Genomic DNA, 22382 nt, shown 5'->3' on the forward strand with positions numbered 1-22382 from the left:
ATTTCTGGAGCGCAGTGGTTAGCCAAAAATGTGAGTCAAATGCTCAAACTACGTTGCGCTTACCTCAACGAACTCCTATCTGTTTGATATTCTTGCAAAACCGGGATGCTCCCAAAAATTATAGCTATGATTATACAGCTACCATTTGAGGAACTTGTAGCACTAAGGGCGAAATTTGAAGAAAGAATCGATACACTTACAATGATTGGACTAGCTGAAACCCAGTTTCAGTCGCGGGAACCAGAGGAAAATATTGGTAATGAGGAAGCCTAAATCAGCAGAAATATGGCTAGGACGTTTTCCGTTTAGTGATCGCGCTTACACAAAATTTAGGACTACTCTTCTTTTAGCAGCTTATCGTAACAAATGACTGGCAAAATTAAAATTATACTCCGAAAGTTACGTCTAGGGGCGATTGCCTTTTTCATCATCAGCTTAGTGATGGTGAAACCAGTGATCGCATCCCCTACGCCCTCCTCCGAAACCTCTGTCTATCAACATCGAATAGTTCACAGTTCCGAAGGTATCGGCAAATTTTACATGGGTCGAGAAATAGCAAAAGTGATGGGACACACGGGCGCTATGTGGCTGGAAAGACCTAGTAGAGAAGCTGAGGAAAAACCTAGCAAAATAATAACATCAGTGGCTTTAAAAGCCACTGATGTTGTAGCAGATATCGGCGCAGGAACTGGTTATTTAAGTTTTCAGATTGCGCGGATGGTTCCAGAGGGAAAAGTGCTGGCGGTGGATGTTCAACCGGAAATGTTAGATATTATTAGCTTTTTGAAAAAAGAGAATAAAATTTCTAATATTGAGCCAATTCTAGGCGAAGAGAGCAACCCAAAGCTTCCAAAAGGTAGTGTTAATTTAGCTCTAATGGTGGATGCTTACCACGAGTTTGCTTATCCTAGAGAAATGATGCTGGGAATAGTCAAAGCGCTGAAACCAGATGGACGAGTGGTTTTAGTGGAATATCGAGGTGAAAATCCTTTTGTCCTAATCAAAGGGCTGCACAAAATGACTCAGAAGCAAGTGAAAAAAGAAATGTCGGCGGTGGGGTTGGAATGGTTGGAAACTAAAAGTATTTTACCTCAACAACATATTTTGATATTTAAAAAGCAGAAAAAATAAGGAAGATTTATTCCTTGGCGCATAGAAGGTTGGCAGGAATATATTCTCATCGATATTGAGCAAATTCCTGTAGAATACTTCTGTTTTAATTCAAAGGTTAAATAGGTACTTTATATTTATGGGGAAAAAGAGGAAGTAAATTTTGGTAGGGTTAATTTAAAAAGCGCGAGCGCATTTATCTATGATGTAATTTCCTAGAAATCCTCATAGGCTAAAGAAGGCAATGTTTCCCGCTGTTCCCGTATAGAAATTCAAGGTTTAGGTGCGATACATCTGTAAGGACATGGCAATATCATGTCCTTACCAACGTGGACTAAACGTTAGCACTGCGATGTATTCCACCCAACTGAAAAACGCTATATTTTAAACAAAAAGTTATATAAAAATAATTTCCTAAAGCGGAGATTTTAATCACAACAGTGCCATCGTAAAAAATATTAACACCCAGGAAACTCTTATGTGTTCTAAAATACAAAATTTCCCAACAACGGGTTTCCTGGCTCTTTAAGCAAAACTTATGAAACGAAGACAATTTGTTAGCAACACTGCTATCGGTGCCACCAGTGCGGCGGCGCTTGCTGCCTGTAGCCGGACAGCCACAGGGCCAGGTGTTCAGGCCAACACCCAGCCAAGGATTCGGTGGAGGATGGCGACTAGCTGGCCTAAATCGCTTGACACCATCTTTGGAGGAGCAGATACCGTTTGCAAGCGCGTCAGCGAAATGACTAACGGACGTTTTACGATTACACCCTTTGCAGCAGGTGAAATTGTGCCTGGGCTACAGGTTTTAGACGCTGTGCAAACTGGGACTGTGGAATGCGGTCACACCGCCAGCTATTACTATGTGGGAAAAAATCCCGCCCTTGGCTTTGGGACAACGGTGCCTTTTGGTCTTAATGCCCAACAGCAGAACTCATGGCTATATCATGGCGGTGGACTGGATGCAATGCACAAGCTCTACGCAGATTTTAATGTCATCAACTTTCCCGCAGGCAACACTGGTACCCAGATGGGAGGCTGGTTTAAGCGAGAAATCCAGTCAGTTGCTGACCTGAACGGCTTGAAGATGCGTATCCCTGGATTAGGCGGTGAGGTGATGAACCGCTTAGGTGTGAATGTCCAGGTGCTACCTGGAGGCGAAGTATATCTAGCCCTCGACCGGGGAGCCATTGATGCAGCAGAGTGGGTTGGCCCTTACGATGACGAAAAGCTGGGCTTAAACAAAGCTGCACAGTTCTACTACTACCCCGGCTGGTGGGAACCAGGGGCGACGTTAGAGATGCAAGTTAACAAGTCTCAGTGGGAGAGATTGCCGAAAGACTATCAGCAAGTCTTGAAGACTGCCACTATGGAGGCAAATCTGAATATGCTGGCTCAATATGATGCCTTAAATGGGCAGGCATTAAGAAGGTTAGTTGCAGCTGGCACTAAGCTAACACCCTACAGCAAAGATATTATGCAAGCAGCCCAGAAAGCATCGTTTGATCTTTATGAGCAAAATGCTGCAAAAAATGCCACATTTAAACAAGTTTATGAACAGTGGAAGGCATTTCGAGAGCAGGTTTATAAGTGGAATCAAGTCAATGAATTGAGCTATGCAAATTTTACTTATCCGCAGTAAAGGCGAGGCAATACTAGCCTTAAAGCTTGAGAGAAGGTAGGAAACTAACAATTCCTGGGAAAGTAATAATCAACACCAGAACTAGCAACTGAAGTAGGATAAATGGTATAGCACCCCGGTAGATATCGGTTGTGGTAACTTCCGGAGGTGCGACACCGCGCAGATAAAACAGGGCAAAACCAAAGGGAGGTGTGAGAAAAGATGTTTGTAGGTTTGCTCCCAAAACAACGCCATACCAAACGAGGTCAATTCCCAATTGCTGAGCCACGGGGACAAATAAAGGGATGACGATAAAGGCGATTTCAAAAAAGTCGATAAAGAAGCCGAGTGCAAATACCACCAGCATACTAACGACTAAAAAGCCAGTTTTGCCACCGGGGAGGTTAGAGAGAACGTCGAACATAAAGCGATCGCCATTTAATCCCCGGAACACCAAACTAAACGCCGTCGAACCAAACAAGATGAAAATTACCATGCTGGTAATCCGCAGCGTGGCATCGCAAACCCCCTGCAATGCCGGCACACTTAGTCTTCGGTTTGCAGCAGCCAGCGCGATCGCTCCCAAGCAGCCAACTGCACCCGCTTCGGTCGGCGTGGCAATTCCAAAAAAGATGCTACCCAATACCAACAAAATCAACACCAACGGTGGCACCATCACCTTCAGCACCCGCAACCCCAGCGCCTTACGGCCGATATCCCGCACCGAAAGCGGTAATGCTGGTGCTACCTCTGGCTTGAGAAACGCCACAATCACTACGTGTAAGGCAAAGGCACCCGCCATCATTAAACCCGGAATCACCGAACCAATAAACAAGTCGCCCACCGACACACCCAACTGATCTCCCAGTACCACCAGCACCACGCTGGGGGGAATAATCTGCCCTAAAGTACCAGAAGCAACAATCACGCCAGTAGCGAGTTCTTTGTTGTAGCCGTAGCGCAGCATCACTGGCAGGGAAATCAGCCCCATCGCCACCACAGTTGCCGCCACCACGCCAGTAGTCGCTGCTAATAGCGCCCCCACCAGAACCACAGCCAAAGCGATTCCACCGCGCAGCCGCCCGAACAAAATCCCCATCGTTTCGAGTAATTGCTCTGCAATGCCCGATTTCTCCAGCATTGACCCCATGAAGATGAAGTAAGGAATCGCCAGCAACGTGTAATTCGCCATGATGCCGAAAATCCGCTGCGGCATCGCCGTCAAGAAAACTGGGTCAAAAACGCCCAGCCCTACTCCCAACAAGGTAAAGAAAATTGCCACACCCCCCAGAGAAAATGCCACGGGGTAGCCAAGCGATAGCAAAACTAAGGCTCCACCAAACATCACTGGGCCTAACCACTCATAATCCAGGGCCATTGTGTTCCTCCTGGGGCGTTAGCTTGCCAGTGAAAATTGCATAATTTTTAATTGCCTCGGAAATGCCTTGGAGAATCAGCAGCCCGAAGCTGATAATAATCATGGATTTAATCGGATAACGCGGTAAACCGCCTGGGTCTGGGGAATTTTCCCAAATCTTCCAAGAATTAAGAATCGTATCCCAGGAGAAATAAATCACCATTAGACAAAAGGGAATTAGAAAGAATAACGTCCCGAACAGGTCAGCGAATGCTTTCCACTTACGATTCCAGCGACTATAAAAAATATCTACGCGGACGTGTTCGTTGTGTTTTAGGGCGTAGGCTGCTCCTAATAAGAAAACTAGGTCAAATATATACCACTGGGTTTCCAGAAAGGCATTAGAAGTCAGGTTTCGCCCAATCAATCGCCCAATGTAGCGCCCAGCGACGTTCCACACTCCCACCATTACCATCAGCAGCACCAGCCAGTAGGTTAAGCGCCCGATGCGTTCATTCACAGCGTCGATGATTTTAGATATCCGTAACAGCTGCTGCAATGCGTTTTCTCCCCAACTACATGAGAAATCATCTCACAGGCTTCATTTCACCTCAAGGGTTTTTAAACGCAAAATTACGCAAAGTTTCTAAAACTTTGCGTTTTTCAACTTATGAAGTATAAAGTTTATACTTTTGTTTAACTTTTCAAAGCGCAGAATTCCTCGACGAAACGAACAAATATTTCTACACCCATCCCCAAGGCTGTTTCGTCAAAGTTAAATCGTGGATGATGGTGCGGATATGCTAAATCTTTGTCTGGATTCGCTGAACCCAAAAAGAAATAGCAACCAGGTACAGCTTCAAGGAAAAAAGACATATCTTCACCGCCCATTGTTTGGCATTCTGGCACAATTCCTAGAGGAGTTTCTATTACGCCTTCTGCCACAGAACGGACTAATTCCGCTATTTTTGCATCATTAATCACTGCTGGGTAATGTCGCTGGTAGTCTAATTTATATGTAGCTCCGTGACTTTGGCAAACCCCAGCGATAACCTGCTCAAGTCGCTGGGGAATTAGTTCTCCTAATGCAGGATTAAAATATCTTACAGTCCCGCTGAGATAGGCGGTATCAGCAATTACGTTGACTGCTGTGCCTGCATGAATTTCGCCAACGGTAACGACTGCTGACTCTAGCGGCGAAACATTACGCGCCACAATCGTTTGCAAGGCAGTAACAATATGAGCGGCGACTAAAATTGAATCTACTGTTTGTTGTGGAATGGCTCCGTGTCCGCCTTTACCCTGAATTGTGCAGCGAAAGCTTTCTGTTGCTGCCATCAAGGCACCGTTGCGAACGCCGACTGTACCCAGGGGCAGGTTGTTCCACAAATGAAGCCCGATGATAGCATCAACCTGCGGATTTTGCAAGACTCCAGCTTCAATCATTGGCTTGGCACCTCCCGGCCCTTCCTCAGCGGGTTGGAAGATAATCTTTACGGTGCCTGTGAAGTCTTGGCGATGCTGGGAGAGATAGAAGGCAGTGGAAAGCGCGATCGCAGTATGTCCATCATGACCGCAAGCGTGCATCACTCCATCATGCTGCGACCGATAAGGCACATCGTTCTGTTCCTGAATTGGCAGCGCGTCCATATCTGCCCGAATCGCCAGCACTTTACCTGGTTTATCCCCATGAATTGTGGCAACAATTCCAGTTTGGGCAATGCCAGTTTGATGCTCAATTCCCCATTCCTGTAATTTTTGGGAAATTAACTCAGAGGTGAGATGTTCTCGAAAGCCTAATTCAGGTTTTTGATGCAGTCGCCGCCGCAATTCTACGATAGTTGGCTGTAATTCTTGAATTTCCCGACGAATGCGAGATATATCAATAGGAAGCGGGCTTAAAGAAGTGGAAACCATGAGTGGATTTTGAATTTTGGATTTTGCGGGGGCGAAGGAGTTTCGGAAGCTCCGATGATTTCGGATTAGTAAATTTTGGATTTTGGACTATCAAAAGCAACCAACAACTGAAAATACAAAATCTAAAATTTAAAATCTAAAATTCTCTCTATATCTAACTGTGACGCAACTTGTGTCAGTTTGGCTAGATCGGTCGCGTCAGCTAGATGGGGGATGATGCCAAAAACTGGTGTATTGGTTAAAGACTGAATCAAGTCTATTGGTGTCAAATCGGCAATTTCTTGGTCTGAACGAGGTTGAGTGCAATTGAGGACAATGCCTTTAAGTTTGACACCAGACTGACGAGCAAGGGCGACATTAGCGACAGCTTGCGCGATCGCGCCCAATCTCACAGGTACTACCAAAACCGTTGGTAAACCCCAATCCCGCGCCAAATCTGCCACAGTGAGTTCATAGGTCACAGGCGAACCCAATCCCCCCAGCGCTTCCACCAGCAAAAAATCACGCGATCGCTGTAGATTTTGAAACGCTTGCCAAGCTTTGCCCAAATCAATATTCTTTCCTTCTCGATCGGCTGCTATGGGAGGTGCTAGAGGTGCTTGGAAATACAAAGGGTTAATTTCATCCAGAGATTGATTCAGGGAAAATAGCTGATTGTAAAGTTCCCTATCTCCAGTTCCCGACTGAATCGGCTTCATTATCCCTAAACTTTTAGCAGAATAATACGTCTGCCAATAAGCTGCCAAAGCCGTTGTCAAAACTGTTTTCCCAGCGTCCGTATCGCTTCCAGTAATTAGTAATGTGTTCAAAGTAGTTTTCAGTTAGTTGGGAATGGGGGATTGGGGAATTGGGGAATTGGGGAATTGGGAATTGGGGAATTGGGGAATTGGGGAATTGGGGAATTGGGGAATTGGGAAAAAGTCTTACCTAGTCCCCAGTCTCCAGCCCCCAGTCCCCACTACCGCACAGCAATATCCAGAGTAAAGGCAGTATCTTGGGACGCTATCACATCAATTTGATACTCACCGCTACGAGGTGCCTCAAATTCCCAAGCCAAAACGCCAGAAGCGTCTGGCACCAGGCGACCGCTAGGAAAGCGAAGATCCAAAGTTGCCCCTCCAGGTTGGATATCCACCTTTAGTCTCTGCCCACGCCGAACATTCACCAAATAACGCTTAATCCTTTGCGGGCTGGTTCTAGCCGAAACCTGCACTGCTTGCTCGCCTGGTGGGAAGCTAATCGGCTCAACGTCAAATTCGCCACCATTCGGTGTTGGTGTCGGTGTTGGTGTCGGTGTCGGTGTTGGTGTTGGTGTTGGTGTTGGGTTGCTCAGGCTAATCTGCAAGTTGTATTCGCTCGCTTGTAGCCCTTTAATGGGACTCAGGGCAATAGTGTAGTTACCTGTATAGGGGAGGGTTCCTCTCCAGCCCAGAACCCGCTTGGCACGCTCATTGAGAGGCGTTTGGTCTGGCCCCAACACCGTCATTAAAACGCCTTCGCCACTCAGGAAGGTATCTAGCTGTTGTCCTTGTTCGCCAGAAATGGTGTAATTAAGCGTTTCGTTCCCTTTGAGATTTCCTTGTTTAGTAATGGTTTGGCCGGTCGCTATTTCTAAGCGCTGACTATAAGTAACAGGTTCCTGATTGGGCGTGGGGGTGGGACTGGGTGTTGGCGTAGGCGTGGGTGTCGGGCTAAGTGTCGGTGCTGGGGTATCAGTGAATACGGGGGTTGGTGTTGGTTGCGGCTGTTGCCGATTGAAAGCACTAACTAGCGCCCAAGATCCGAAACCAGCTAGTAAAGCCAGACAAAGTGTAAGGAAACCAACCGCCCACGGGTCTTGTAAAAAAGTTGGGCGATCGCTTACTTCCGGAATTACTGGATCGGGTCGATTTGGACGACCGACGTTGGGATTGGGATCTTGTCGATTTGGCGTGTTGGGGGTGGGATTGACCGGATCTGGCCGCCGTCCGACAGCTACTGTGTTTATCTGCGAGGTAGTCGGCTTTGGAGGCTGTGGAGTTGGGGCTGGTGGTGGGGGAGTTACCGGGACTGGGTGGGTAGGTTGGGGAGGATTGACGGGGGGTGGGGAGATGTAATAAGGCTGGGGTGGAGGTGGCGCAAAGGTAGGATTAGTCAAAGCTTGCAGTGATTGCATGACTTCTCCGGCACCTTGGTAGCGATCGCCTGGTCGATAACTCAACATCCGATCCAGCACTTGTGCCAACCCATCGCTGGCATTGACCCACTTGCGCCAATTCCAAACCAGCTGGACATCATCAAATAATTCTCGTGGTTCTTTGCCAGTTAGCAGCACTATACAAGTCACCGCTAAAGCGTAGAGGTCACTTGAGGGATAAGCACGCCCTGACTGCATTTGTTCGCTGGGGGCATAACCCAACTTACCCACCGTTGTCGCTACAGGCATTGAAACATTAGGGGAGTGAAACCGGGTTGCCAGTTCCTTCACAACGCCAAAATCGATGAGAACGGGCAGGCGATCGCTTTCTCGCAAAATAATATTGTCCGGCGCAATATCCCGGTGAATAATGCCGAATTTGTGAATGTGCGCCAAGACAGGCAACAAATTCCGCAAAAATTGCAATACTTCCGCCTCCGAGAAGGCGCTACCCTGAGTGCGATGCTCATCCAAAAGTGTGCGATAAGTCTTCCCCTCTACATAGTCCTGCACCAAGAACAAGCGCTGGTCTTGCTCAAAAGTAGCTCGGAACTGGGGAATCTGGGGGTGCTGAATTTGATAGAGAGTTGTTGCCTCCCGTTGAAACAGTTCCCTTGCCTTATCCAGCAGGTTAGTCGAATCAGAGGGCGGAATCAACTCCTTGAGGGCGCAGCTTTCATTAAAGCGCCCTTGGTCTTCTGCTAGATAAGTCCGACCAAACCCCCCCTGACCGAGAACGCCGATCAAGCGGTAGCGGTTTTGCAGAATTGTTCCAATGGGAATTGGTGGTTGCATAAACAGTGACTGGCGACTGGGGAGGAAGGGAGTGGGGATGGGGGATTGGGGGCTGGGAAAATAATATTAACAACTTACCAATCTCACCATTGTTAGCTATAATATTAAGCTGAATTCGAGACTAAGCCCTACGATCTATTGTGCCAAATGCTGCCGCTTACGCTTTTTTGTCAGACGCTACTCTCACAGCCATAGGTAGCGATCGCGTAAGGCGCACTCGCCGACGCTCATATTGTTCAACTTTTTAAATCAACAGCGTCTTTGCCAATAAACTTTAGCTTAGTTAGACTGAAGTAAATGAAATCAAATTTCATTCCAATATCAGCATAAATACGTAGACTCTACAATTTTACAATCTACTTGCTGCTTTTTGCTTGTAGGCTATTCTATGCAAATGCTGTGCCGTTTCCAGCTTAATTGACCAGATAGACCTCAAACATAACAATAGCAAGTTAATTTTTTTGGTTTACAGATTAACTTTTTAGATATTGTGTGACGATTAATTCACACATTTATACCTTATTTACAAAGAAATCATAGAGCGATTTTGAGTGAGAATGATAAGATTGCGATTGAAGTAGCTCTTGAGGGTCTGCTGTGCTCCGTTCTCCAACTTTAACGCTTCAGCCTACACTGCCACCGATTGCGGACAACAACCGTCTGCGACTGTTTTCCGGCTCTGCTAATGTGCCACTATCTCAGGAAGTTGCTCGCTATCTTGGCATGGACTTGGGACCAATGGTTCGCAAGCGGTTTGCTGATGGAGAGCTTTACATTCAAATTCAGGAATCGATTCGGGGATGTGATGTTTACCTAATTCAGCCAACTTGCCAACCAGTGAACGATCACTTGATGGAGTTGTTGATTATGGTTGATGCTTGTCGTAGAGCATCAGCGCGGCAAATAACCGCAGTAATTCCTTACTATGGCTATGCTAGGGCAGACCGCAAAACAGCGGGGCGCGAGTCAATTACCGCCAAGCTGGTTGCGAACCTGATTACTGAAGCTGGAGCCAGCCGCATTCTGGCAATGGATTTACATTCAGCCCAAATTCAGGGCTATTTTGATATTCCATTTGACCATGTTTACGGCTCACCTGTACTGATAGATTATCTGGCAAATAAGCAACTATCCGATCTGGTTGTAGTTTCACCGGATGTAGGTGGTGTGGCTAGAGCTAGAGCATTTGCCAAAAAGCTAAACGATGCGCCGCTGGCAATTATTGATAAGCGTCGGCAGGCACACAACGTGGCGGAAGTGATGAATCTGATCGGTGATGTCGAGGGTAAAACAGCCGTCTTGGTAGACGACATGATCGATACTGGCGGCACCATCTCTGAAGGCGCTAGGTTATTACGACAAGAGGGAGCGCGTCAGGTATATGCTTGTGCTACCCATGCAGTTTTTTCGCCTCCAGCAATTGAGCGCCTTTCGAGTGGTGTATTTGAGGAAGTGATTGTCACAAATACCATCCCGGTTTCTGAGCGCGATCGCTTTGAACAGTTGACGGTACTTTCAGTAGCCAATGTGATAGGTGAAACTATCTGGCGGGTTCACGAAGATAGTTCTGTCAGCAGTATGTTCCGCTAAAAAAGGCGCTCAGACTTTGGTCTAGCGCATAGATAAAGCCTGCCGGCTCAGGCTTTATCTTAGGGAGTCCGCCTTATCTTCCAGGCTCCGCTTGGGAATGCCGTTATGGGGCTGGAGCCTGATAATTTCATCGAAAGGGAGGTGGTTTCAAAAGTTAGTTCCCAGGCTGAGCCTGGGAACTAGATTGGGGAACATTCTTTAGTTGCCCTTGCATTTTTACAAGTAATCAAAAAACTGCTCTGGCACTAACCGCAATTCTCCCGATTTAAAGCGGTTAATATCTACCCAAAGTGCTGTTTTTTTCCTATCGCCTTCAGCAAAAGAAATTTCTTCCATCTGATAAAACTTGGGATCGACAAAATCGCATTGATACAATTGAATAATTTCGTGACCAGGCTTGCCGTTGAACACAAAGATATTTTCCAGACAGCCCAGATAACGAATGTTAGTTAATTCTGCCTGGATTTCTTCTTGAAATTCGCGTTTTAAGGCTATCTCACTGGTTTCTCCAAAGTCAACGCCGCCGCCTAAAGCGCGATAAAAGGTTTCCTGCTTAACTGGGTCATAGCCTTCGGATATAAAGATGCGATCGCCTTTGGCGTATCCCCCATGCGGCTTCCCGCCATCTCGAATTAAACCCAGTACCAGCAGCCGAATCTGACCTTCTTGGTGCATCGTTTGTCCTAATTCTCGTCGTAGATAAAAGCAGACCGACTCTCGCTACCTTTAACAGGCCAATCTTCGTTTTCGCCGCCAATGTACAGGCGTTCCAGAGTTACGTATTCGGTGCTTAACTGTTTGAGTGCGTTAATCACGATATCAAGCGCGATCGCATCACTCGTGCCCAGATCAAACCAACATCTCGCCCAATTTCCCTCATACTCAAATTCGCCCATATTGTGCATGAGCGAAACCATACTATTTTCAGCCGCGTCAGTGTCATAATCCATATAGCTGATATCCAAACCAGTATCCTGAACTTGGATATTTTCAGCATTAAAACCTCCCAGTTTTCCCAAGAAAAACCAGGAGTTAAACACTTCTTCGACGTACTGCTTTTCCATTTGAGAAGGAGTTATGCTGAACTCCAGCCAAATCCACAGGTCAAAAGGATTATACTCGCGAAAAATTACGTGCATTGTTTTAAACTATCTATTCTAGCTGTGGCATTTTTGCAGGGCCCCAACTACCACTTGCATCCCTAATTTTATCTCGCATCCCATCGCAATCCCGTTCTTTACTATCAACGCTTTTTTGGTTTTTGCACTGCTCATAGAACATTTGTGCTACAAGGGTTTTGGGAAGTTGATCAGGTTTTGCTAAAGCGGCGTTGAAATCCTTCTTAGCTTCATTGAAAAGAGATTGGTCTTTTTGTTTCTTGCCTTTGGCCACTAAGATTTGAGCTTTTAAATAGTGTACCTCTGGATTGTTGGGCGTTACTGCTAGAGCGCGATTTACATATTCCAGCGCCTTGTCGTAGTCTTTTAAATCCCGGTGTCCAACTGCAATCCCACGATAAGCCAAATAAGAGGGGCCTGCTTTTTCTAAGCGTTCAATTGCTTGCTTGGGATTAGAAAATGGTAAATTGACAGCCATCATCAAATCCATATACCCCTTGAGTAAGTTGAGTTCTGCGTCGTCAGAACCTACCTTCTCCGCCTTATCCAGATATGTGAATACCTCCTGCAACTTATTCAAAGCTTGAGAACCGCCTTTGATGGGATCGTTATTGACAAGACTAAGGTTATATGCACCCTGTAAAAAATGCCCAACTGCTGTGTATAAATTGCCACGCAAAGGATTTGTGGTAGTTAGCTGTTCAGCTGTTTTCAGAGTTTTCTCAGCGTAAGTGTTAACGCTCTTCCAGTCCTGCTCAGTGTAAGCTAAAGATGCCCGCATTGCGTAGACGAGCGGTTCATTAGGTTCACTAGATTCCGCTTGTTGTAGGTAAAGCTTTGCTTGTGGATAGTTCCCCGTCTCAAAGATAGCTTTGAAAGCAGCTTCAGTCTGGTTTCCAATCTGCCCTGAGTTGCTGGAACGGAAGGGATCGCCAGCTAGAGTAGGGGTAGGAAATAAACTGAGTGCAGTCAAGGAAGCAGTAGCGATCGCGCCAACAATCCGCAATTGTACAGAAAACCGAGCCATGATCGTCATCCTCACTAAACCATTAGCTTGAGTGAATGCTATCTCTAATTTTCAATGCTATCTAACAACATCCTAAGATACGCTGCTGTGATAGCTGAACATTCTGAGACAAGCAGTGTATAATTAGTCACCCTTAAACAAAAAGAGCGATCCAACAGTTTGACGCTGTTAATAATTTCAGGTTCCAGAAAAATTCGGTTAGTTTGTTTGTCAGTGGCAAATCCGTTGTCCGAAAAAAAGGTTTCTAGATGCAGTTTTTTTATTCCCACTTATTTTAAGTAAAAATTAAAGCAGGCTAATTCGCTTAGGATGATGCCCTTACAAGTTTCGCAATTTTTTCTTTTCTACTCCCAGAATTGATGCTCTATCTCAAAAACCTGACTTATCACCCCCCCGCTACCCCAACTGCTATCCTGAATTCCATTAATTTAGAACTAGCGCCAAATGGTCTTGGTCTTGTGATTGGGCCAAGTGGATCTGGCAAAAGCACATTTTTGGAAATTTTGGCAGGTCTGGCAGAAAAAACCGATGGCGGTGTTTTCTGGCGAGACCAGGAACTCACTCCCGAACACCTGCAACAGCTGGCAGGATTGGTATTTCAGTTTCCGGAGCGGCATTTCTGCGGTGGTACGATTTTAGAGGAACTGCGGCTGGGTCATCCAGAGTTGGGGGCTGAAAAAGTCAAGGCAGCTCTTTGTGAAGTAAGTTTAGATCATCTGTCGCTTTCTACGTCACCGCATTCTCTGAGTGGGGGTCAGCAGCGCCGCCTTGCTCTAGCAGTACAGCTGATTCGCCAACCACATTTACTTTTGTTGGATGAACCAACAGCGGGGCTAGATTGGTCAATGCGGCTTCAGTTAGTGAAGTTATTAGGTAAACTAAAAACTCATTGGACGTTGTTGGTGGTCACTCACGATGCAAGTGACTTGTTAGCGATCGCTGACCAATGCTGGACAATCGATCGTGGAGAATTACAATCGGTAGACCCTACAACGCTAGGATCTAAAATCGAAGCAGTCATTAGTCATTAGTCAGCACCAATAACTAATGACCATAAAAAAATGAGCGATATTGAAATGCCAATGCTGCCTGAGATGGCTGATGTATGGCAGCAAACACTGGGTTGGCAACCTGATAGTGAACAGCAAAAGCTATTTCAGCACTTGTATGAGTTGATTTTGGCAGGGAACCGCCAGCTGAACTTAACTAGGATTACCTCACCGGAGGAGTTCTGGGAAAAACACCTGTGGGATTCTCTGCGGGGAATTTTTAGCCAGAAATCTAAAAAAATAGCTGGTTCATCTGGCAAAGCGATCGATATTGGAACCGGGGCAGGATTTCCGGGAATTCCAATAGCGATCGCTTTTCCTAATTACACTGTCAGCTTACTCGATGCCACCCGCAAAAAAATCGCCTTTCTGGAAAATGCGACCTCAGAGCTGGGTCTGACAAATGTCAATACAATTACTGGTAGAGCTGAAGAAATCGGTCAATATCCGTCTGACCGAAATGCTTACAACCTCGCTCTAATCAGGGCAGTAGCTGAGCCTTCTGTCTGTGCCGAGTATGCGCTACCATTGCTGAAACGCGGCGGGTTAGCCATCCTCTATCGCGGACAGTGGACAACTGAGGAAAACGATGCCCTACAACCAGCCTTAGAAAACTTAGGCGGCATTCTTGAATCCATCGAGGAATTTACTACTCCTTGTAGTGGCAGCATTCGCCACTGTCTCTACCTCCGGAAAGTGGCACCTACACCGAGAGAATTTCCCCGTCCTGTGGGTGTGCCTGCCCAAAAGCCACTGTAAATAATTATCCTTATTACCATGCTGGGTTTGGCAACGAGAAACAGGAGAAGTTTATGAGCATTGAGTGGGGCAAGTCAACCAATAAGGGAACTGCCATGCTAAAACTGGCTCATCAGTTTCACAGGGAAGCGATTTTGAAGGATGAGTACGTCGGCTGGTTCTTTGATGAATCGATAGTACGCTCTCTTCAAGAGAATCCTCTCAAGGTTGATTCCGCAAAAGATGATGCGGAAAGATTTCAGCAGATTGCTTACTGGTACACGATTCTCAGAGAAAAGCATGGTGATGAAGCGATTGAAGATGCGATCGCGTCAGGATGTAAACAGCTTATCCTTCTAGGAGCAGGTTACGACACGAGATTTTTTCGCCTTCCTAGTGTGAGAGAGAATTCTATTGCCACCTTTGAAGTCGATCTGCCGCAGACAATTGATGATAAAAAGAGATACTTGATTGAAAGATTAGGCAATATTCCTCCAGGGTTGTCACACATTCCTCTTGACTTCAATCAAGACAATCTCAGCAGTATTTTTCAGTATGGTTTTGACAAAACAATTCCTACTGCTTATATCTGGCAGGGCGTTAGCTACTATTTGCCCAAAGAGAGTGTTTCCAATTTCCTCGACTTCATCAAAGCGCAAATGGCACCAGGTTCAGTTTTCGTCTTTGACTGTTGTTCACCACTAATGACTTTCAAAAACGATTTAGTTCCAGGTATAGCTTCCAGCATTGATCAACTCAGTGAAATCGATGAGCCATATCTATTTGGTATGTATAGCAATGAGATGGAAGCATGGCTGAGAGAAAAAAGCTTATCTGACATTCAAATTTTGCAGCAAGATGACCTGGAAGCGAAGTTTCTCCACAAGCGGACGTTACCAAATAATATGTGGTATGTAGTGACTGCTAAACTTCCTCGTTCTTAGGCTCACCTTCCCTCGTAAGACAGAAAATATCAGACACCGCGCTTAAGCGCCGCTTCGCTAACAAAATCAGCATTCCCAGTCAGAGACTGGGAACGAGAAATACTACTGACTATTAGGAATCACCCTGCCGCAGGGATAAGTTGCTACAGGTTGCTCACCAGAAGCACTGTCAGCAACAGCAGCCGGGATTTCTTCAATTGGCTGGGTTTTTGCCGCCAGATAATCTGTACGCAGTTTATCCAACATTTCTTCCCGCCTGTCATACAACCGCTTTAAGGCGCGAGGCTGGCACTGGTTCATCACGTAGGCAGTGATAATCGGTAGGGCAATGGTGCTGTCGGTGTAACAGACAATTGTGCTAGGTAACTCTTCCGGGTCAATTTTGCCCCAGCTGACGGCTTCGCTTGGGGTAGCACCAGACAAACCACCTGTATCTGGACGAGCATCGGTGACTTGGACGAAGTAGTCGTGACCTCGTTCTTCTAATCCCAGCACTTCGTGAAGTTGCGGTTGGGTTTGCAGCAGGAAGTTTTTCGGGCTACCGCCGCCAATGATGACAGCAGCGCTTTTGCCTTCTACATCTGGGTTGCCACTTTCACGGGCGCAGTATGCGATCGCAGCTGTCTCGTTCACATCTATGGATGGATCTATTACTAATTTTGACCCTTCCAGCGACAAAGCCGCGACGTTCATCCCAATCGAACTATCTCCGGGGGAAGAAGTATAAATGGGAACGCCACACTCATAAGCAGTCGCTAATAAACTAGAATTTTTTACCCCAACTTGCTTTTCTACTTCCGAGACATATTTGCCCAGCAAATAGTGAAATTCAGCAGTTCCCATCCGCTTCTGGAACGGTTCGGCTTGCAGAATCTTGCGGATGAAGGCATCGGTTTCGAGCAACACGTCGTAGCCAAAAACGATGTCATAAATGCGAATGGTGCCTTCCTCGCGCAGCTTCACATCATCAACAAACGGATTACCTGTATAAAGGTCAAAACCCAAACCAAAGTGCATATCGTGGTAAAGATTGGCACCCGTGCTGATCATCCAGTCAATAAAACCGTTGCGGATCAGCGGCGCCAAAATTCCTACTCCCATCCCAGTAGGTGTCATAGCACCGGATAGGCTAACTCCCACGGTGACACCTTCTTGTAACACCTCGCGACTCAACAGGTGGCACATTTCTCGCAGACGAGCGGAGTTGTAGGCACTGAAGTAATTATCAACTAGATCCACGACGTTAATCGTCGCTGGCATGGGGGCGGGTGCGATTTTGTTACCCGATTTGGACATTTTTATACTCGCAAAAGAATGAACGCCATTGTCAATATAACCAGCGATGGTGGAGGAGATACCCAGCTGGAGTAGCAACAGTAAAGAGGATTGAAGAAGCGATCGCTATCCTGCCTGTAAAATTTCATTGATAGCAGCAACATAAGAATTGTAGGCTGATTCCCCAAAGCATACAAAAATCACCTGTTCGACTGAGCTATTCCCCTCCAGAAACTTTTTCACCTCACTCACAGCAATTCTGGCGGCGCGTTCTATCGGAAACCCATAGACACCCGTGCTGATAGCAGGAAAAGCGATGCTGCGTATCTCGTATTCCTTTGCTATAGCTAGACAACTGCGATAACAACTAGCTAAAAGCTCATCCTCCTGATAGTTGCCTCCCTGCCAAATTGGGCCGACTGTATGAATTACCCATTTAGCAGGAAGATTGTAACCCTTGGTAATCTTTGCCTGACCAGTGGCGCAGCCCTTGAGCTGGCGACATTCTACCAACAATTCTCGCCCAGCAGCTCGGTGAATTGCCCCATCGACACCACCGCCACCTAGTAAAGAGGTATTCGCCGCATTAGCGATCGCATCTACCTTTTGCTGGGTAATATCACCTTGAATGACAGCTATTTTGCCTAAATTCATGGAATTTGTAAATTTAAAACTATTATGATTGGGCTAACATTTCAATTTTGCCTGGATTTAGCTTATTTGTTGCATTTGCCACACTCCAATTGTTGTGTAGACCATAAAAACGGCATAGGACAGCTTAGCGCGTAGCAGCGATTCACGAAAATGGCATCTAGCATAAGTATGGGGATCACCGCAATTCGCTAAATCTAAAAATTTTGTAGACTAGGAAAAGGCAATTATCATGCCTTAAATCCGGAGAAAAATTAAGTATCTCTCAAGACACTATGACCAACAATATTTCCTCTAATACATCTAGCGTTACATCATCACCTCAGCCTCAAACCAATCAACGTTGGCCTACTTTTTTGGAAATGTTGCAGCGACTGCATCAGGAGGGTATATACATTCATCCCGAACATCTAGCAGAATTTTTGCTTTCCCACGGACTCCCTGTTAACCTTTGCTATGTACCTAAACATTTGAAGAGCAAAGCGGCTTTCATTAATAAGAACTACCAGGGGGATATGGCTGATCTAATTGAAGAACCTGATGATGTTGCTTCTCAGTTTCCCTGGTTGAATCAGAATTAAAGGCGGAAATTCTTAATTTAAGAATTTAGCATTCTCAATTTGCTATTGGCAAAGCAACGCGCACAATAGTTTGTTCCTGTGGAATACTCTCAATTTCTAATTCTCCGCCGTGCAGTTCGATTAAGTGTTTAGCAATTAGCAGCCCTAAGCCGGGGCCTTGCTGCGAAGAAAGTTTGCGCTCAAATCGCATATAAGCTCCCATCATCGCAATTTGTTCTACTGTCATTCCCTTGCCGTAGTCAGTTATAAACAGCACAAAAGTGCTATTTTCATACTTACTAGCGACGCGAATCTTACTTCTGGGAGAGGAAAACTTACAGGCATTGTCTATCAGTTCTTCAACAATTTTTTGCAGTTTTTTCTGAGAAATGGAGACAGATGCATCTTGCAGGTCTAATACTAAATCCATTTCTCTACCAGCTTGCTTAGCTTTTTGAGTTGCTGCGTCTATTATGGCGTTTTTAGCGGAATCAGTACGGCTATTTTGTCGTAACGCTTCTATTTGCTCTGAATCGGTTCCAATTAGTTCTAGTTGAGCGTACAGTAAAAAATTCTGAACTAATTTAGCTAAACGTTCCGCAGAGGTACGAATATCACCTGCTATTTCTAGGATTTCTTGCGGTTCTAGGTCGTTGGCTTCATCAATTAGTAATTGCGAACCGCACAAGATTCCATTAAGGGGTGTATGAAGTTCGTGGGGAAGGGTAAGGGTGATATTGGTACGTAAATTATTGAGTTGCTGTTGCGATTGTCGGTTAACTGCTGCCTGTTTTTCCAAACGTGTAGCGATCGCTCTCAATAACTCGCCTCTAGTAAACGGCTTGGCGAGGTAGTCGTCTGCACCCAATTCCATCCCTTGACGCAAATCAGTTTTGGCAGCTTTGGCTGTGAGAAAAATGAAGGGAATTGTCGCCGTCACAGCGTTAGATCGTAGCGCCGTCAAGACACCATAACCGTCGAGTTTTGGCATCCGCGCATCCGAGATAATCAAATCTGGGAGTTGTTCAGTAGCCAACTGCAACCCTATCTGACCATTTTCCGCAGCAAGCGCGTTGTAACCCTCTGCCTTCAGCAACTCCAGAATGTTCTCTCTAATTGATGTCTCGTCTTCAATTACCAAAATTTTTGTCATAACCTAACAGCCGCAGAGCCTGTCGTCGTGATGCCCGCGCTACAGTTTACAATGAATGAGAATTGCTTTAGTAGCTTTGATGATTTTCGCTGTGGAATCAATGTTTGTGTTTAGCATAGTGTGACAACTTACTCTTGCGCGCAAAAGCTGAAAGCCGACTGCTAACTGGTAGCGTGACTGTAAAGTTAGTACCTACTCCCAGTTCACTGTCTACGGTAATCTCTCCAGAGTGCAGCTCCACACATTTTTTTACAATTGCCAATCCAAGTCCAGTTCCGGGGATGTTGCCAACATTTGTGGCTCGATGGAATGACTCAAACAGGCACTGGCGATCTTGCGCTGGAATACCAATGCCTTTATCTTCAACTTGAAAGATTATTCTTCCTTTTTTATGGAAGATTTCTAATTTAACCTCGCTACCTTCCTGCGAATATTTTATAGCGTTTGAAAGCAAATTTGTAAGGATATGGCGCAGCAGCTTCTCATCAAGGTAATAATAGGTATGTTGGCAGCGATTAATAAAGTTAATTGCGTGCTGATTACCTTCGGTTGGCTGTAACTCTCTTACTAATTCTAAACAAAATTGTTCTAGATTCACAGGCGAAGGTTTGAAATATAAACTTCCTGTTTCAGCTTTCCCAATGGTTAGCACATCATCTAGCAGTCTAATCATGCGATTAACAGATGATTGAATGCGATCGTAGTGGACGATTTTTTTCTCTTCAGTCCAGTTGTGGCTGTAATGTTCTAATAATTCAGCAGAAGAGAGGATGGTACTAAGGGGAGTACGGAATTCATGGGAAGTCATAGAAATAAAGCGAGATTTGAGTTTGCCAAGTTCTTTTTCCCGCTCTAGAGATGCTCGCAGTTCTTCTTCTAATATTTTACGTTGGGTAATATCAATGCCTACTGTAACAGCAGCTTGGTTCTGATTGTACTTTTGAGCTACAATTAGATAATTTCGAGTGCTGCCATTAATTTGTGCGATCGCTTCTTGGCAAGTAGTTTGGGCTGGAGATTTAAAAAAATCTTCTATCAATTCAGTAAAGTGGTTGCTGCTGTCAAAACATCCAACTTTCTGACCGATAAATTCTTCTGCTGATAAGTTAAATGATTCTGCTAAATGCTGGTTGACTCCCAAATAATGTAAATCTGAACTAATCCAAGAAACAAATCCTGGTACGGCATCTAAAACAGCTAAAAGTTGGTTTTTTGCTTCTTGCAGCGCTATTCCCATCTGCTTATAAGCTGCCATTGTTATCTCATGCAACTCTGACTGTGCCATCAAAAGTTGATGTACATCCAATAGTTTATAGACACCTGGTGCGGTTTGTACGATAATTGGTTCATAAATTAATTCAGGCGATCGCTTCAAAGATTCCCGCACGGCTGCTGTAATCGAAGAGTAGGAGGGAAAAACTAAGATTTCGGTATGGCTAAATTGATAAAGCGATTCGCTAAAAGGCAAAGCTGGAATTTCACGCAAAGGCCGTTTGGCAACCAATTCCAAGCTGTACCGACGACTGATATATTCAAAAAAGCGTCGTCGGGAAATCATGCCAATAAGCTGATTCCGCTCCATTACAATTAAACCCGGTAGCAGCGGATTTTCCTCAAATAGCTTGATAACGTCTTCTGTGGTGCAATCAAACTCGATACAAGCTTCGTAGAGGTTTAATCCTTGTAATGTTGATTCTAGATTAAGTTTTTTTGCGCTTTGTTCAGATTTCATTGACAAACCTAAAATCATACGGGTATGCACTTAAATGAGGCCGACATCAGTTCAGCTTAGTTAAAGGTTATCAAAAAGGGGTGACACCCCTCATAACGTAAGCACAGATTAATGATGTGCGCTTGGAGGAGAAAGATTTTCATGATTTGTTGAGTGAATTTCAGATAATCCGACTAGAGAAGTTACCATTAAGCAGAATGTTTCCTCTAGCGGTATCCTGCTTAGCCTGATAATTTCATGGTAATAAAAACAATTTTTATTAATTTATTGTAAGTAGTAATTAATCAAAAAATAGTAATGTTTTCATAAAGATTGGATGGCTTATATAAATTTTGTTTTAACAAAGTTGCTAAACTAAGGTAAATTTTAAAAAATGTAATAGTTGTTTCTGTAAAGGTTTTATGAAAACTGATAGCCAGACTGACTTGAATGAAAACTTAGAAGTTGATGACTCGCCGGAAAGTACAGCATCATCGCTAACTCAAGAGCAGTATCAGCGGAAAATGCAGCGGCGCAAAGAAGTTCAAGATGAACGAGTGGCGAAAGCCTCGCAGGAAAAAGGCTTAATAATCGTCAATACGGGGAATGGTAAGGGGAAAACTACTGCTGCTTTGGGGATGGTGCTGCGATCGCTAGGTCATGGCTATCGGGTAGCGATCGTACAATTTATCAAAGGAGCCTGGGAACCCGCAGAGAAGGCTGTGTTTAGCCGCTATTCAGATCAGCTAGAGTTCCATGCAATGGGCGAAGGCTTCACCTGGGAAACCCAAGACAAAGAGCGAGATATCCAGAAAGCGCACGCTGCTTGGGAAACTGGATTAAACTTTATCCGCAACCCTGACTTTAAGTTGGTGTTGTTAGATGAAATTAACGTGGCGCTGAAACTCGGCTTCTTGAGTGTGGAGGAAGTGCTAGCGGGGTTGAAAGAGAAGCCAACCCAGTCTCATGTTATTCTCACAGGTAGAGGTGCGCCAGATGCCCTAATTGAGCGAGCTGACTTAGTAACTGAAATGACTCTCGTCAAGCATCCGTTCCGGGAACAGGGTGTTAAGGCGCAACCGGGAATCGAGTTTTAAAAGTTATGAGTTATGAGTTTTCAATTAATAACTCATAACTCATCATTTTCTTCATCACATATCGTCAACGCCTCTGGTTTGCAGCGTTTGATCTTAACTTTGATTCCCTGAGCTTTCTCCTTGTGAATATCTTCAATATATCCGGGGCAGGCTGCCGCTGCTTGAGCACAGTTATCGAAAGGGCCAAAATAATAGATGCAGCGAGGCTCGGTAGTAGCAATTTCTACCCACCAAGCCATACGAAACCCTTGCACGAAACCTGTCAAGACTTCTCTGACGATGTTGAGAAATGCCATAAAAAGCGATGATAAAACGATTAGGTACTGGATAAACTAGCGGGACACAAGGAGATTATCCGGATGAAGCGATCGCAATTTTGCCCATATGGATACATCTACGCGGGTTCAGCGGTGCGGTTTTCTGATTCTGCCTTAGTTTAATACTAATCTTCTTTGCGATGCCACACATCAGATTCCTCCTGCACTTTTCATAA

The 22382-nt window shown here is 45.2% G+C and carries 22 protein-coding genes; 9 read left to right on the forward strand and 13 right to left on the reverse strand.

What is annotated here, in order from left to right; genetic code table 11:
* Positions 1-126: 126 nt before the first annotated feature.
* The 3 genes from NDI42_RS24225 to NDI42_RS24235 all read left to right on the forward strand — a co-directional run bounded on the left by NDI42_RS24225 (position 127) and on the right by NDI42_RS24235 (position 2752).
* Complete coding sequence (locus NDI42_RS24225; RefSeq protein ID WP_190457832.1) at positions 127-273, forward strand: hypothetical protein; 147 nt, start codon at positions 127-129, stop codon at positions 271-273.
* A gap of 168 nt (positions 274-441) precedes the next feature.
* Positions 442-1131, forward strand: a complete 690-nt coding sequence (locus tag NDI42_RS24230) for a methyltransferase domain-containing protein (RefSeq protein WP_199311316.1) — start codon at positions 442-444, stop codon at positions 1129-1131.
* A 517-nt stretch (positions 1132-1648) separates the two neighbouring features.
* Positions 1649-2752 (forward strand): TRAP transporter substrate-binding protein, encoded by a 1104-nt coding sequence (locus tag NDI42_RS24235; protein ID WP_190457835.1) that lies wholly within the window; start codon positions 1649-1651, stop codon positions 2750-2752.
* A 19-nt stretch (positions 2753-2771) separates the two neighbouring features.
* Here the strand turns inward: NDI42_RS24235 and NDI42_RS24240 are convergent, their stop codons facing one another.
* From NDI42_RS24240 to NDI42_RS24260, 5 genes are all read right to left on the reverse strand, one after another.
* On the reverse strand, positions 2772-4109 hold the full coding sequence (locus NDI42_RS24240; protein WP_190457837.1) for a TRAP transporter large permease: 1338 nt from the start codon (positions 4107-4109) through the stop codon (positions 2772-2774).
* Positions 4093-4647, reverse strand: coding sequence for a TRAP transporter small permease subunit (locus tag NDI42_RS24245; RefSeq protein ID WP_190457839.1), 555 nt, complete (start codon positions 4645-4647; stop codon positions 4093-4095). The genes NDI42_RS24240 and NDI42_RS24245 overlap by 17 nt, the downstream gene beginning before the upstream one ends.
* A 137-nt stretch (positions 4648-4784) precedes the next feature.
* A complete protein-coding gene (locus NDI42_RS24250; protein WP_190457841.1) occupies positions 4785-6005 on the reverse strand; it encodes a M20 metallopeptidase family protein in 1221 nt (406 codons plus the stop codon).
* Between the two features lie 122 nt (positions 6006-6127).
* Positions 6128-6814: a dethiobiotin synthase gene (gene bioD, locus NDI42_RS24255; RefSeq protein ID WP_190457843.1), complete on the reverse strand. Its 687-nt coding sequence runs from the start codon at positions 6812-6814 to the stop codon at positions 6128-6130.
* A gap of 149 nt (positions 6815-6963) precedes the next feature.
* Positions 6964-8976, reverse strand: a complete 2013-nt coding sequence (locus tag NDI42_RS24260) for a serine/threonine-protein kinase (protein WP_190457845.1) — start codon at positions 8974-8976, stop codon at positions 6964-6966.
* A gap of 597 nt (positions 8977-9573) precedes the next feature.
* Here NDI42_RS24260 and NDI42_RS24265 point away from each other — a divergent pair.
* Positions 9574-10566, forward strand: a complete 993-nt coding sequence (locus tag NDI42_RS24265; RefSeq protein ID WP_190457847.1) for a ribose-phosphate pyrophosphokinase — start codon at positions 9574-9576, stop codon at positions 10564-10566.
* Positions 10567-10782: 216 nt separating this feature from the next.
* Here the strand turns inward: NDI42_RS24265 and NDI42_RS24270 are convergent, their stop codons facing one another.
* From NDI42_RS24270 to NDI42_RS24280, 3 genes are read right to left on the reverse strand one after another with little or no spacing between them, the layout of a single operon-like run.
* Positions 10783-11241, reverse strand: a complete 459-nt coding sequence (locus NDI42_RS24270; RefSeq protein ID WP_190457849.1) for an NUDIX hydrolase — start codon at positions 11239-11241, stop codon at positions 10783-10785.
* An 8-nt stretch (positions 11242-11249) separates the two neighbouring features.
* Positions 11250-11705: a DUF3531 family protein gene (locus NDI42_RS24275; protein ID WP_190457850.1), complete on the reverse strand. Its 456-nt coding sequence runs from the start codon at positions 11703-11705 to the stop codon at positions 11250-11252.
* Between the two features lie 13 nt (positions 11706-11718).
* Entirely contained in the window at positions 11719-12711 is a 993-nt protein-coding gene (locus tag NDI42_RS24280; RefSeq protein WP_190457852.1) for a Sll0314/Alr1548 family TPR repeat-containing protein, read from the reverse strand.
* Between the two features lie 359 nt (positions 12712-13070).
* Between NDI42_RS24280 and NDI42_RS24285 the strand changes: the two genes are divergently transcribed.
* Genes NDI42_RS24285 through NDI42_RS24295 form a run of 3 tightly spaced genes read left to right on the forward strand, consistent with a single transcriptional unit; the run spans position 13071 to position 15442 of the window.
* A complete protein-coding gene (locus NDI42_RS24285; protein WP_190457855.1) occupies positions 13071-13742 on the forward strand; it encodes an ABC transporter ATP-binding protein in 672 nt (223 codons plus the stop codon).
* Between the two features lie 30 nt (positions 13743-13772).
* On the forward strand, positions 13773-14519 hold the full coding sequence (rsmG, locus tag NDI42_RS24290) for a 16S rRNA (guanine(527)-N(7))-methyltransferase RsmG (RefSeq protein WP_190457856.1): 747 nt from the start codon (positions 13773-13775) through the stop codon (positions 14517-14519).
* A gap of 53 nt (positions 14520-14572) precedes the next feature.
* Positions 14573-15442, forward strand: coding sequence for a class I SAM-dependent methyltransferase (locus NDI42_RS24295; protein WP_190457858.1), 870 nt, complete (start codon positions 14573-14575; stop codon positions 15440-15442).
* A gap of 102 nt (positions 15443-15544) precedes the next feature.
* On the opposite strand, the gene NDI42_RS24300 is transcribed toward NDI42_RS24295, so the two are convergent.
* Complete coding sequence (locus NDI42_RS24300) at positions 15545-16738, reverse strand: homospermidine biosynthesis protein (RefSeq protein ID WP_190457860.1); 1194 nt, start codon at positions 16736-16738, stop codon at positions 15545-15547.
* A 105-nt stretch (positions 16739-16843) separates the two neighbouring features.
* Positions 16844-17371: an O-acetyl-ADP-ribose deacetylase gene (locus NDI42_RS24305; protein ID WP_190457863.1), complete on the reverse strand. Its 528-nt coding sequence runs from the start codon at positions 17369-17371 to the stop codon at positions 16844-16846.
* 272 nt (positions 17372-17643) lie between these two features.
* On the opposite strand from NDI42_RS24305, the gene NDI42_RS24310 reads away from it, so the two are divergent.
* Positions 17644-17949 (forward strand): hypothetical protein, encoded by a 306-nt coding sequence (locus NDI42_RS24310; RefSeq protein WP_190457865.1) that lies wholly within the window; start codon positions 17644-17646, stop codon positions 17947-17949.
* Positions 17950-17983: 34 nt separating this feature from the next.
* Here the strand turns inward: NDI42_RS24310 and NDI42_RS24315 are convergent, their stop codons facing one another.
* Positions 17984-19081, reverse strand: a complete 1098-nt coding sequence (locus tag NDI42_RS24315; RefSeq protein ID WP_190457867.1) for a hybrid sensor histidine kinase/response regulator — start codon at positions 19079-19081, stop codon at positions 17984-17986.
* 97 nt (positions 19082-19178) lie between these two features.
* The gene (locus tag NDI42_RS24320; protein ID WP_199311315.1) at positions 19179-20813 is read right to left on the reverse strand and encodes a sensor histidine kinase; all 1635 of its coding nucleotides are present in this window, start codon (positions 20811-20813) and stop codon (positions 19179-19181) included.
* Positions 20814-21214: 401 nt separating this feature from the next.
* On the opposite strand from NDI42_RS24320, the gene cobO reads away from it, so the two are divergent.
* Positions 21215-21889 carry a cob(I)yrinic acid a,c-diamide adenosyltransferase gene (gene cobO, locus NDI42_RS24325; protein WP_190457871.1) on the forward strand — a complete coding sequence of 225 codons (675 nt, stop codon included), beginning with the start codon at positions 21215-21217 and terminating at the stop codon, positions 21887-21889.
* Between the two features lie 32 nt (positions 21890-21921).
* On the opposite strand, the gene NDI42_RS24330 is transcribed toward cobO, so the two are convergent.
* Complete coding sequence (locus tag NDI42_RS24330; RefSeq protein WP_190457872.1) at positions 21922-22185, reverse strand: DUF1816 domain-containing protein; 264 nt, start codon at positions 22183-22185, stop codon at positions 21922-21924.
* Positions 22186-22382: the final 197 nt, after the last annotated feature.

Origin of the sequence: Funiculus sociatus GB2-C1, from assembly GCF_039962115.1 — a bacterium.
Lineage (GTDB): Bacteria > Cyanobacteriota > Cyanobacteriia > Cyanobacteriales > FACHB-T130 > Funiculus > Funiculus sociatus.

Excerpts from the sequence above, each read along its gene's own strand:
- NDI42_RS24225 (WP_190457832.1), top strand. The coding sequence starts at position 127 with ATGATTATACAGCTACCATTTGAGGAACTTGTAGCACTAAGGGCGAAA.
- NDI42_RS24230 (WP_199311316.1), top strand. The coding sequence starts at position 442 with ATGGTGAAACCAGTGATCGCATCCCCTACGCCCTCCTCCGAAACCTCT.
- NDI42_RS24235 (WP_190457835.1), top strand. The coding sequence starts at position 1,649 with ATGAAACGAAGACAATTTGTTAGCAACACTGCTATCGGTGCCACCAGT.
- NDI42_RS24240 (WP_190457837.1), bottom strand. The coding sequence starts at position 4,109 with ATGGCCCTGGATTATGAGTGGTTAGGCCCAGTGATGTTTGGTGGAGCC.
- NDI42_RS24250 (WP_190457841.1), bottom strand. The coding sequence starts at position 6,005 with ATGGTTTCCACTTCTTTAAGCCCGCTTCCTATTGATATATCTCGCATT.
- NDI42_RS24260 (WP_190457845.1), bottom strand. The coding sequence starts at position 8,976 with ATGCAACCACCAATTCCCATTGGAACAATTCTGCAAAACCGCTACCGC.
- NDI42_RS24270 (WP_190457849.1), bottom strand. The coding sequence starts at position 11,241 with ATGCACCAAGAAGGTCAGATTCGGCTGCTGGTACTGGGTTTAATTCGA.
- NDI42_RS24275 (WP_190457850.1), bottom strand. The coding sequence starts at position 11,705 with ATGCACGTAATTTTTCGCGAGTATAATCCTTTTGACCTGTGGATTTGG.
- NDI42_RS24280 (WP_190457852.1), bottom strand. The coding sequence starts at position 12,711 with ATGGCTCGGTTTTCTGTACAATTGCGGATTGTTGGCGCGATCGCTACT.
- NDI42_RS24285 (WP_190457855.1), top strand. The coding sequence starts at position 13,071 with ATGCTCTATCTCAAAAACCTGACTTATCACCCCCCCGCTACCCCAACT.
- rsmG (WP_190457856.1), top strand. The coding sequence starts at position 13,773 with ATGAGCGATATTGAAATGCCAATGCTGCCTGAGATGGCTGATGTATGG.
- NDI42_RS24295 (WP_190457858.1), top strand. The coding sequence starts at position 14,573 with ATGAGCATTGAGTGGGGCAAGTCAACCAATAAGGGAACTGCCATGCTA.
- NDI42_RS24300 (WP_190457860.1), bottom strand. The coding sequence starts at position 16,738 with ATGTCCAAATCGGGTAACAAAATCGCACCCGCCCCCATGCCAGCGACG.
- NDI42_RS24305 (WP_190457863.1), bottom strand. The coding sequence starts at position 17,371 with ATGAATTTAGGCAAAATAGCTGTCATTCAAGGTGATATTACCCAGCAA.
- NDI42_RS24310 (WP_190457865.1), top strand. The coding sequence starts at position 17,644 with ATGACCAACAATATTTCCTCTAATACATCTAGCGTTACATCATCACCT.
- NDI42_RS24315 (WP_190457867.1), bottom strand. The coding sequence starts at position 19,081 with ATGACAAAAATTTTGGTAATTGAAGACGAGACATCAATTAGAGAGAAC.
- NDI42_RS24320 (WP_199311315.1), bottom strand. The coding sequence starts at position 20,813 with ATGAAATCTGAACAAAGCGCAAAAAAACTTAATCTAGAATCAACATTA.
- cobO (WP_190457871.1), top strand. The coding sequence starts at position 21,215 with ATGAAAACTGATAGCCAGACTGACTTGAATGAAAACTTAGAAGTTGAT.
- NDI42_RS24330 (WP_190457872.1), bottom strand. The coding sequence starts at position 22,185 with ATGGCATTTCTCAACATCGTCAGAGAAGTCTTGACAGGTTTCGTGCAA.